Here is a 10041-nt window from a genome sequence, read left to right as displayed (position 1 = left end):
CGATCCTCCAGCTGGCAGTTGGCCGGCGTGCTCGTCCACTGCCAGATTCCGACCGCTCGGACCTTGGGCAACAGGGGCTGACCGGCCCCCTTGACGGGCCGACCGGGTCCCGCGGGCTCACGGCAGCGGCTCGCCCAGCTCGCTCTCCACCGCCCCCGCCATCGCCCGCAGCACGTCGAGCGTCCGCCGGGCCTCCGTCTCGTCGACGAGGGTGATCGCGAAGCCGACATGGACGATGACGTACGACCCGACGTCCGCCTCGGGCGTGCAGCTCAGGCACACCTCTCGCCGTATCCCGCCGAAGTCGACCGTCGCCATGCGCAGCCCGGCGTCGTCGTGGACCTCGACCACCCGGCCCGGAATGCCCAGGCACATGCGCGCTCACCTCTCCCCGGCCACCCGGGCGGCCGCGACCGCCGCCTGGCCGTAGCTGATGCCGCCGTCCCCGACCGGGACCTGACTGCCGACCAGCACCCGCAGCCCCTGCGCGCGCAGTCGGCGTTTGACCTCGGTGAGCAGCCGTCGGTTGACGAAGCAGCCGCCGCCGAGGCAGACCGTGCGGGGCGCGCCCTCGGCCACGGCCCGGGCCACGAGCTCCCCGGTGGCGGTCGCGAGCGTCGAGTGGAAGGCGGCGGCCAGCATCCCCACCGGCTCCCCGTCCAGGCGCCGGCGCAGCAGGTCGGCCAGGGTCGGCGCGGGGTCGTACACCCACAGGCCGCGCTCCCGTACGACGCGATGAGCCAGCGGCACGGCGCGCACGCCGCCCGCCGCCGCCTCCAGCAGTACGGCGGCCTCGCCCTCGTAGCCGGCCCGGTCGCACAGCCCCAGCAGCGAGGCCACCGTGTCGAAGAGCCGGCCCGCACTCGACGCCCGCGGGCAGTTGACGTCCCGCGCGACCATCGCGCTCACGGCGGCGACCTCGACCGGGTCGAGCCGGTCGGTGAAGGACCGGGTGAGCCACGGGTAGGGGCGCGGGGAGCCGAGCGTCTCGCCGCCCAGCAGATGGCCGAGCGCGGTGCGGGAGGGGTGGCGTACCGCCGCGTCGCCGCCGGGCAGGGGCGCGGTCGCGAACCTGCCCACGCGGCGGTACCCGCTCAGATCGGCGACGAGGATCTCGCCGCCCCACAGAGTGCCGTCGTCACCGAGCCCCAGACCGTCGTAGGCGACGCCGAGGAACGGCCCCCGAACCCCGTGCTCGGCCGCGCACGCCGCCACGTGCGCGTGATGGTGCTGCACCGGCATGCGGCGCAGCGACTGCGCCTCGGCCCACTGCGTGGACAGGTAGCCGGGGTGCGGATCGTGGGCCAGGACGCGCGGCTCGATGCCGGTGAGCCGCTTGAGATGCTCGTACGACGCCACGAACGCGTCGTACGTCGCCAGGTCGGCCAGATCCCCGGTGTGCGGCCCCAGGTGTGCGCGGCCGTCGGCGGCCAGGGTCACCGTGTGCTTCAGCTGGGCGCCCACGCCCGCGACCGGCTCCCGCACGGCGAGCCGCAGCGGCGCGGGGGCCAGCCCGCGCGCCCGGCGGACGGTGATCCGGGTCCGGCCGGTGAACTGCACCACGGAGTCGTCGTAGCGGGAGCGGATCGGCCGGTCGTGGGTGAGGAAACCGTCCGCGACCGGGGCCAGCGTGCGGGCCGCCTCGGTGTCGTCGACGGCGATCGGTTCGTCGGTGAGGTTGCCGCTGGTGACGACCAGGGGCCGGGCTAGTTCGTCGAGGAGAAGGTGGTGAAGTCCGGTCGTGGGCAGGAACAGGCCGATCCGGTGCAGCCCGGGGTGAACCTCGCGGGCGAGGGGCGGCACCGCCCCGAGCCAACGGCGCCGGGCGAGCAGCACCACGGGTCGCTCGGGTGAGGTCAGGGCGGCGCGCTCACTGGCGCCGAACCGGGCCAGCGGGACCACCGACTCGATGCCGCCGACCATGACGGCGAAGGGTTTCGTCGGACGGTGTTTGCGCCGCCGCAGCTCCGCCACCGCCGCCGAGTCGCCCGCGTCGCACACCAGCTGATAGCCGCCGAGCCCCTTGACTGCGACGATCCCGCCCTCGTCGACGGTCTTCACGGCCGCACGCAGCGCCTGCTCGCCTCGCAGCCCGTCCCAGGCGAGACGGGGCCCGCAGGCCGGGCAGGCGACGGGCTCGGCGTGGAAGCGCCGGTCGCCGGGGTCGGCGTACTCGGCGGCGCACGCCGGGCACATCGGGAAGCGGCGCATGGTCGTGCGGACCCGGTCGTAGGGCAGGTCCTCGATGATCGTGGCGCGCGGGCCGCAGTCCGTGCAGTTGATGAACGGGTAGCGGTGGCGCCGGTCGCGCGGGTCGCGCAGCTCGGCCAGGCAGGCGGCGCAGATCGCCGCGTCCGGCGGGATCTCGCACGGTGTCGTGTCCGTGGGGCGGGGCGCGCTGTGCCGTACCCGGAAACCCTCCCGGTACGACGGCCTGCCGGGACCGCCGGTCAGCCGGACGCGCCGCACCCGGGCGAGGGCCGGGGTGTCGGTGCGCAGCCGCGCCGCGAACTCCTCGACGGCCTGCGGCGGCCCGGCGACCTCGCCCTCCACATGACCGTTGACGTTGGCCACCCACCCGTCGAGGCCCAGATCCGCTGCGGTGCGGTAGACGAAGGGACGGAAGCCGACGCCCTGCACGATCCCGTCCACGCGGAAGCGGTGCACGGTCATGAGGGCCCCCTCGTCGCTGCCGCCGCGCTCCGTGCGATCTCGCCCTCGACGGCTTCGACGAGGGGGGCGACGGCGTCCGCGACGGCGGGGGAGAGGCCGGTTCCCAGCGAGCTGTCGGCGCCCTCCACGGCGTAGACGACCAGATGCTCCGGCAACAGGCCGAGCACGCGAGCGAGCTCGACGGCCTCGCCGAGGCCCAGGCCGTGCGAGCTGGTCGTGGGCGGCCGGTCGAGGAGCCCGGCGTCGAGTTCCAGGCGGTGGACGCGGCCCGGGGTGCCGGGGTGGGCGTGGGCGGCGTCGACGACGACGGCGAGCCGGGCACCCTCCCACAGGCCGATCAGCCGGCCGGGGTCGCCGTCGCAGGTGGCCAGGTGGGCCTCCGGCGGCAGGGGCCGCTCACGCAGCCGGTCCAGCACGGCCCAGCCCACGCCGTCGTCGCGCCGGAACTCGTTTCCGACGCCGATGACGGCGATGCGACCACGCCTCTGCATGTCTCCCACGGTGCGATGCGGCCACCCCGGCCCACAGGGGCCGAAGGGCCCCGGCACGGGGGCCGACCGGGACGGTTCACGCGGGCACCACGGCGACCGGACAGCGGGCGTGCTCCAGCAGGGCGAGCGCCGTGCCGCCCGAGTGGCGCCCGGTCACCACCAGGTCCGAATTGCGGGCGGTGTGAGCGAGCGCCTCGGCCGGCGGGAACAGCAGCACGTCCTCCAGGACATCGACGTGCGGGTACTTGCCGCGCCACGGCCGCAGCGCGTCGGTCAGCGTCTGCACCTCCTGGTCCTCCCAGGTCGCCCGGTCCTCCTCCAGGACCGGGAAGGGCGACCGCTGCGCCGGGAATGCCCAGGCGTGCACGGCGTGCACCCGCGCACCCCGTAGCCGGGCCGCCTCGAAGGCGAGGTCGACGGCAGGGCCGACCGGGTCCCGGGCGTCGATGCCCAGGGTCACCCCGCCGGCCCGGCGGGGTGGCTCCTTGCGGGCGAGGGTGCCGGGCACCAGGACGAGCGGCCCGTGGCAGGACACGGCCAGCGTCGCGGCCGTCGACCCGACGGCGACTGCGGCACGGCCGCCTTCGCCGCGCAGGCCGAGCACCAGCAGCTCGGCATCCTCCGCGAGGGTGCGCAACACCTCCGCGGGCGCCCCGGTGAGGGTGCTGCCCCGACCCGCCAATCCCGGGTGACGCCGGACGAGTTCGGCGACCACCCGGTCCGCCACCGTGTCGGGGCGGTACGGCCACTCGTCCGACGCCGTCACGTGGACCACATGCAGGGGAAGGCCCCGCAGCAGCGCCTCCCGGGCGGCCCAGTCGGCCGCCGCCCTGCTGCGGGCGGACCGGTCGACGCCCGCGATGATCGTTCGGCCCATGGTGTGCCGCCTTTCGGAGCCGTGACCTCCACCCTGACCGCGCACCACCTTCCGACACACGGGGCCGAACGGACCCCGAACAGGCCCCTGGGGCCCATACCTGCCGGTAGCCCGCGGGACGACGCTGGAGTCGAGCAGCAGACGATCGCAGGGAGGTGCGCGTCATGCTTCTGCCCGTCATCGCCGCAGTCGATGGATCCGCCGAGAGCCTCGCCGCAGCCGAATGGGCCGCCCGTGAGGCGATACGGCGCGACCGGCCACTGAAGCTGCTGCACGCCTGGAACTGGCACCCCCGCCAGGACGGGGAACCCGCCACCGCCGCACAACGGCATCTGGCGCGGCGCTGTCTGCGCCAGGCCGAGGAACGCATCCAGCGCACCTGCCCCGGCGTCCGTGTCGAGGAGGAACAGGTCGAGGGGCCCGCGACCGCCGCCCTGCTGCGCGCGGCCGACGAGGCCGACCTACTGGTGCTGGGCTCGCGCGGCCTGAGCGGCTTCACCGGGTTCGTGGTCGGCTCCGTCGCCCTCGGCGTGGTGGCCAGGGCCGGCCGGCCCGTCGTCCTCGTCCGAGCGGAGGAGAAGGCGACGGACGAGCACGTCCCGGCCGCCGACGGCCACGACTCGACCCGCACCCCCTACCGGGACGTCGTCCTCGCCCTCGATCTCGGCGACCCCTGCGACGAGGTCATCGAGTTCGCGTTCGAGGCCGCCCGGCTGCGCCACGCCCGGCTGCGCGTCGTGCACGCCTGGCAGCAGCCCTCCGCGATCGCGCTCGGCCCCGGGGACATCGGCCTCGTGCAGGAGCCGCAGCGCGCCGACGAATGGCTCGGCTTCATGACCGCCGTCCTGCAGGTGTGGCGCGAGAAGTACCCCGAGATCGAGGTCGCCGAGACCGTCACCGAGGGCCGCGCCCAGTCGGTGCTGGTCCGCGCCGCGTCCGGGGCCGGCCTGCTCGTCGTGGGCCGCCGTGTCACCGACCGTCCGGCAGGCCCGCGCACCGGGCCCGTCGCCCATGCCGCCATCCACCACGTCGGCTGCCCCGTGGCCGTCGTACCGCACGCCTGAGAGGCCACGATGAACGCGCCGGTCAAGTACGTCTACGCATTCGCCGAGGGCGGCCGTGACCTGGCCGACCTGCTCGGCGGCAAGGGAGCCGGGCTCGCCGAGATGACCCGGCTCGGACTGCCCGTCCCGCCCGGGTTCACCGTGACCACCGAGGCCTGCAAGGTCTACCTGGCCACCGGTGAGGAGCCGCCCGAGCTCGCCGTCGAGGCCGCCACCGCCCTCGCCGCCCTGGAGCGCGCGATGGGCCGCACCCTCGGCGCCCCCGACGACCCCCTGCTGGTGTCGGTGCGCTCGGGTGCCCGCTTCTCCATGCCCGGCATGATGGAGACCATCCTCGACATCGGCCTCAACGACCGGTCCGTCACCGGGCTCGCCAAGGCCTCGGGGCAGGAGAGGTTCGCCTGGGACTCCTACCGCAGGCTCATCCAGATGTTCGGCCACACCGTGATGGGAGTGGACGGCGACCTGTTCGAGCAGGCCATCGCCGCCCACAAGGCCCGGCGCGGCACGACGGACGACCATGACCTCGACACCGGCGAACTCGTCGAACTCACCGACGAGTTCAAGGACGTCATCCGCCGGGAGACGGGCGAGGACTTCCCGCAGGACCCCGCCGAGCAGCTCGCCCGCGCCATTCGCGCGGTCTTCGACTCCTGGAACGGCGCACGCGCCCGCGTCTACCGTCGCCGTGAGCACATCCCCGAGGACCTCGGCACCGCTGTCAACGTCCAGGCGATGGTCTTCGGCAACCTCGGTGCCGACTCCGGCACCGGCGTCACCTTCACCCGCGACCCCGCCACCGGCCGCCGCGGCATGTACGGCGACTACCTGCCCGACGCCCAGGGCGAGGACGTCGTCGCGGGCGTCCGCGACGCCCTGCCGCTGAGCGCCCTGAAGTCGAACGACCCGCGCGCCTACGTCGAACTCCGCGACCACCTGCGCACGTTGGAGGACCACTACCGCGACCTGTGCGACGTCGAGTTCACCGTCGAACGCGGCAAGCTGTGGATTCTTCAGACCCGCGTCGGCAAACGCACCGCCGAGGCCGCCTTCCGCATCGCCCACGACCTGCGGATCGACGGCACCATCAGCTCCGACGAGGCCCTGATGCGGGTCGACGGCACCGAACTGACCCGGCTGATGTTCCCCCGCTTCGACACCACCTCGGACGACGTGCCCATCGCCCACGGCGTGCCCGCATCGCCGGGTGCGGCGGTCGGCGCCGTGGTCTTCGACTCCGCCGAGGCCGTACGACGGGCCGCCACCGGCGAGAAGACGGTCCTGGTCCGCCGCGAGACCACCCCCGACGACCTGCCCGGCATGATCGCCGCCGAGGCGGTCCTGACCAGCCGGGGCGGCAAGACGAGCCACGCGGCCGTCGTGGCCCGCGGCATGGGCAAGGTCTGCGTGTGCGGCGCGGACGGTCTTGCCGTGGACCCGGTCGGCCGACGCTTCACCACCGCCGAGGGCGTTGTCGTACGCGAGGGCGACATCGTCTCCGTCGACGGCACCGCCGGCACCGTCCACCGGGGCGCGCTGCCGCTCACCTCGTCCGAGGTCGGCCGCGCTCTGGAGGAGGGCACCGAGAGCGGGCCGCTGACACGGGCCGTGCTGGGTGCCCTCGCGCACGCCGACTCCGTACGCCGCCTCCAGGTTCGGGCCAACGCCGACACCCCGCAGGACGCCGAACGCGCCCGTGCCCTGGGCGCCCGGGGCATCGGCCTGTGCCGTACCGAGCACATGTTCCTCGGCGAACGCCGCAGCCTGGTCGAGGCGATGATCCTGGCCCGCGACGACGCGGCGAGGGAGCAGGCGCTCGCCGCTCTCCTGCCGCTCCAGCGCGCCGACTTCACCGGAATCCTCAAGGCGATGGACGGCCTGCCGGTGACGATCCGGCTGCTCGACCCGCCGCTGCACGAGTTCCTGCCCGACCGCACCGAACTCGCCGTCCGTCTCGCCTCCCGCGTGCGGCCGGACCCGCACGACCGGGCCCTGTTGCACGCCGTCGAGCGCATGCACGAGCAGAACCCCATGCTGGGTCTGCGCGGTGTCCGCCTGGGGCTCGCCGTGCCCGGTCTGATGGCGATGCAGGTGCGGGCCGTGGCGGAAGCCGTGATCCGGCGGCGCCGCGACGGCGGCGACCCACGCGCCGAGATCATGATCCCGCTCGTGGCCACGGTCGAGGAACTGCGCCTGGCCCGGGCGGAGACGGAGCGCGTGCTCGCCGAGGTCGCGGCGGAGACCGGCACCCCGCTCGATCTGCCCATCGGCACGATGATCGAGCTGCCGCGGGCCGCCCTCACCGCCGCACGCATCGCCGAGGCCGCCGACTTCTTCTCCTTCGGCACCAACGACCTCACCCAGACGACCTGGGGCCTGTCGCGCGACGACGCCGAGGCCTCGTTCTTCCCGCTGTACCTGAACAAGGGCGTGTTCACGACATCGCCCTTCGAGACGATCGACCAGGAGGGCGTCGGCCACCTGGTGGAGCTGGCAGTCCAGGCCGGCCGCGCCGTCAACCCCCGTCTGGAGACAGGCGTGTGCGGCGAGCACGGCGGAGACCCGGACTCGATCCACTTCTTCCACCGGGCGGGTCTGGACTACGTCTCCTGCTCGCCGTTCCGCATCCCCGCCGCCCGGCTGGAGGCGGGCCGGGCGGCCGTGGTGGACCGGACCCGGAACAGCGACAGCAGGTGACACCGTCCGGCGGGAATCGTCACGGCGTGCGGAATCCGCGGAATGTCACCGGCTTCCGGCTCTCGAAGCCGAGCCGTTCGTAGAGCGCGAGCGCGCCCTTGTTGCCCTCGGCCACGTGCAGGAAGGGGCGCTCGCCGCGTGCGGTGATGAGGGCGCTGAGCGCACCGATCAGACGCCGGGCGTGGCCGCGCCCGCGTGCTTCCGGCGCGGTGCAGACCGCGCTGATCTCGGTCCAGCCCGGCGGCCGGAGCCGCTCGCCCGCCATGGCCACCAGCCGGCCGCCGTCGCGGATGCCGAGGTACGTGCCGAGTTCACGCGCGCGCGGCCAGAACGGGCCCGGTTCGGTCCGGGTGACGAGGTCGAGCATCTCGGGCACATCGGCCGTGCCCAGCTCCACGACATCGGTCGGCTCGACCGGGCCGTCGGCGGGTCCGATCATCTGTCGGCCTTCCAGGACGAAGACCGGCTCCCAGTCGGACGGCGGGGTGGCGGTGGAGCTGAACAGATCGGCGAACTGGCCGCCCCCGAGCAGCTGGGCCAGATCGGCCCAGTCCGCCGCCTCCGCGTCGACGGGCACCGCCGAGAAGGTCGCGACCCCCGGCACATAGGTCGCGACCCGGCCGAGCCGCTGGGCGAGGTGAGCGTGGTGGCCGCGCAGTGACTGACCGACCGGGTCGTCGAGTGCGGTGACGTCGCTGTTCGTCATCGTGCGGGGGCCTTTCGTCACGTACGGGCGGGCGGCCGGGACGGCCCCGGGCATGGTATGTCCCGGCCCGCGGGAAACCGCCCGAATGCCGCGCCACCCGCCGGACCGGCCCTATGCCGCAGCCCGGGCCTCCACCAGCCAGCAGGCGGCCGTGAAACGGACCTCGGGACCGTGCACGAACGGCTCGAACGCGGCGCGGACCGTCTCGACGACACGCTGCCGGGTGTCGTCGTCCACGTCGGGCAGGACCAACCCGAGCGGGCCGAGCTTGGTGAAGTAGCCCACCAGCTCGCTCGTCGGCAGTGTGCACGGCAGGTCGACCGGCCGAACGGCGACCTCGCCCCACCCGCTCTTCGCCAGAATGCCGCGGACGGCGTCGGGGTCCGCGAAGGCGAACTGGCCCGGTCCGTCCGGGCGTCGGGGCGGAAGCTGCGGGAGCAGGGGTGCGGCGGCTTGTTCGGCGGTCGTCATGAACGGGTTCTCGGCGGCGCCGCGCCAGGCGACGAACCGCACGGGTGCACCGTCCTTGGCCGCACGCCGCAGCCGGGTGAAGGCGTGGACCGGGTCGTCGAAGAACATCACGCCGAGGCGGGAGACGACGACGTCGAAGCTCGCCGGCTCGAACGGATGGTCCGCCGCGTCGGCCACCACGAACGACGCCGCCACGCCGGCCCGTTCCGCGCGGTCCCGGGCGGCGGCGATCATCGGCTCGGAGATGTCGATGCCGACGCAGTGCCCTTGCGGGCCGAGCCGCCGGGCGACGGCGATGGTGGTGCTCCCGGTGCCGCAGCCGACGTCGAGCACCCGGTCCCCGGTGCCGGTCGGCAGCCCCTCGACGAGCACCTCCTCCAAGGGCCTGAGCAGTTCGTCCAGCAACTCCTGCTTCTCGACCCAGACATGGCCGGCGCGACCCCAGCGGGCCGCCTGGTCGTCCTCGACCGGGTGCTTGGACTCCATGAGCGTCTCCTGTGTTTGCGTGTCATCGACGGGTTCTTGCCATCGACGGGGTTCTTGCCGCCGACGGGGTTCTTGCCGTCGGCGGATTCTTGCCATCGGCGGGCTCGAATGACAGCGTGCTACTTCAAGTCGACTTGAGGTCAAGAAGATGACGGTCCTGGACATCGGCGAGGTGGCGCGACGCGCGGGCGTCCCCGCCTCCACTCTGCGGTACTACGAGGAGAAGGGGCTGATCACCCCGTCCGGCAGGCATGGCCTGCGCCGGCAGTACGACCCCGGCGTGCTCGAACGCCTGGCGCTGATCGCGCTGGGGCGCACCGCGGGGTTCTCGCTCGACGAGATCGGACGCATGTTCGCGCCGGACGGGCAGCCCGACCTCGACCGGCGGATGCTCGCGGCCAAGGCGGAGGAGTTGGAGGCACGGATGCGGGAACTGGCCGTCCTGCGCGACTCCCTGCGCCACGCCGCCGCCTGCCCCGCCCCCAGCCACATGGAATGCCCCACCTTCCGCGGCCTCCTGAGGGCCGCAGCGACAGGCGTCGTGGCAGTACGGCCCCAGCAGGGCTGATCCCGCGC

Annotated in this window: 9 protein-coding genes; 3 read left to right on the top strand and 6 right to left on the bottom strand. The window is 74.0% G+C overall.

Annotated features, from left to right (window positions below):
• Positions 1-117: 117 nt before the first annotated feature.
• The 4 genes from ACFUO4_RS31645 to ACFUO4_RS31630 form a co-directional block, all read right to left on the bottom strand.
• Complete coding sequence (locus ACFUO4_RS31645) at positions 118-375, bottom strand: HypC/HybG/HupF family hydrogenase formation chaperone (protein ID WP_383491287.1); 258 nt, start codon at positions 373-375, stop codon at positions 118-120.
• A 6-nt stretch (positions 376-381) separates the two neighbouring features.
• A complete protein-coding gene (gene hypF, locus ACFUO4_RS31640; protein ID WP_383491285.1) occupies positions 382-2673 on the bottom strand; it encodes a carbamoyltransferase HypF in 2292 nt (763 codons plus the stop codon).
• On the bottom strand, positions 2670-3164 hold the full coding sequence (locus ACFUO4_RS31635) for a hydrogenase maturation protease (protein ID WP_383491283.1): 495 nt from the start codon (positions 3162-3164) through the stop codon (positions 2670-2672). The genes hypF and ACFUO4_RS31635 overlap by 4 nt, the downstream gene beginning before the upstream one ends.
• A 76-nt stretch (positions 3165-3240) precedes the next feature.
• Complete coding sequence (locus tag ACFUO4_RS31630) at positions 3241-4041, bottom strand: universal stress protein (protein WP_383491281.1); 801 nt, start codon at positions 4039-4041, stop codon at positions 3241-3243.
• 164 nt (positions 4042-4205) lie between these two features.
• Between ACFUO4_RS31630 and ACFUO4_RS31625 the strand changes: the two genes are divergently transcribed.
• Both ACFUO4_RS31625 and ppdK read left to right on the top strand, forming a co-directional pair.
• Positions 4206-5105, top strand: coding sequence for a universal stress protein (locus tag ACFUO4_RS31625; protein ID WP_383491279.1), 900 nt, complete (start codon positions 4206-4208; stop codon positions 5103-5105).
• Between the two features lie 9 nt (positions 5106-5114).
• A complete protein-coding gene (gene ppdK, locus ACFUO4_RS31620; RefSeq protein ID WP_383491277.1) occupies positions 5115-7802 on the top strand; it encodes a pyruvate, phosphate dikinase in 2688 nt (895 codons plus the stop codon).
• Between the two features lie 19 nt (positions 7803-7821).
• Here ppdK and ACFUO4_RS31615 read toward each other — a convergent pair whose 3' ends face one another.
• Both ACFUO4_RS31615 and ACFUO4_RS31610 read right to left on the bottom strand, forming a co-directional pair.
• Positions 7822-8508, bottom strand: a complete 687-nt coding sequence (locus ACFUO4_RS31615; protein WP_383491594.1) for a GNAT family N-acetyltransferase — start codon at positions 8506-8508, stop codon at positions 7822-7824.
• 111 nt (positions 8509-8619) lie between these two features.
• Positions 8620-9465: a class I SAM-dependent methyltransferase gene (locus ACFUO4_RS31610; RefSeq protein ID WP_383491275.1), complete on the bottom strand. Its 846-nt coding sequence runs from the start codon at positions 9463-9465 to the stop codon at positions 8620-8622.
• A gap of 148 nt (positions 9466-9613) precedes the next feature.
• Between ACFUO4_RS31610 and ACFUO4_RS31605 the strand changes: the two genes are divergently transcribed.
• The gene (locus tag ACFUO4_RS31605; protein WP_383491274.1) at positions 9614-10033 is read left to right on the top strand and encodes a helix-turn-helix domain-containing protein; all 420 of its coding nucleotides are present in this window, start codon (positions 9614-9616) and stop codon (positions 10031-10033) included.
• The last annotated feature ends 8 nt before the right edge of the window (positions 10034-10041 follow it).

Source organism: Streptomyces sp. NPDC057280 (genome assembly GCF_042668605.1).
Classification (GTDB): Bacteria; Actinomycetota; Actinomycetes; order Streptomycetales; family Streptomycetaceae; genus Streptomyces.
The sequence above is the reverse complement of the archived record's forward strand: the minus strand, read 5'-3'. Positions and strand labels throughout refer to the sequence as shown.

Excerpts from the sequence above, each read along its gene's own strand:
- ACFUO4_RS31645 (WP_383491287.1), bottom strand. The coding sequence starts at position 375 with ATGTGCCTGGGCATTCCGGGCCGGGTGGTCGAGGTCCACGACGACGCC.
- hypF (WP_383491285.1), bottom strand. The coding sequence starts at position 2,673 with ATGACCGTGCACCGCTTCCGCGTGGACGGGATCGTGCAGGGCGTCGGC.
- ACFUO4_RS31635 (WP_383491283.1), bottom strand. The coding sequence starts at position 3,164 with ATGCAGAGGCGTGGTCGCATCGCCGTCATCGGCGTCGGAAACGAGTTC.
- ACFUO4_RS31630 (WP_383491281.1), bottom strand. The coding sequence starts at position 4,041 with ATGGGCCGAACGATCATCGCGGGCGTCGACCGGTCCGCCCGCAGCAGG.
- ACFUO4_RS31625 (WP_383491279.1), top strand. The coding sequence starts at position 4,206 with ATGCTTCTGCCCGTCATCGCCGCAGTCGATGGATCCGCCGAGAGCCTC.
- ppdK (WP_383491277.1), top strand. The coding sequence starts at position 5,115 with ATGAACGCGCCGGTCAAGTACGTCTACGCATTCGCCGAGGGCGGCCGT.
- ACFUO4_RS31615 (WP_383491594.1), bottom strand. The coding sequence starts at position 8,508 with ATGACGAACAGCGACGTCACCGCACTCGACGACCCGGTCGGTCAGTCA.
- ACFUO4_RS31610 (WP_383491275.1), bottom strand. The coding sequence starts at position 9,465 with ATGGAGTCCAAGCACCCGGTCGAGGACGACCAGGCGGCCCGCTGGGGT.
- ACFUO4_RS31605 (WP_383491274.1), top strand. The coding sequence starts at position 9,614 with ATGACGGTCCTGGACATCGGCGAGGTGGCGCGACGCGCGGGCGTCCCC.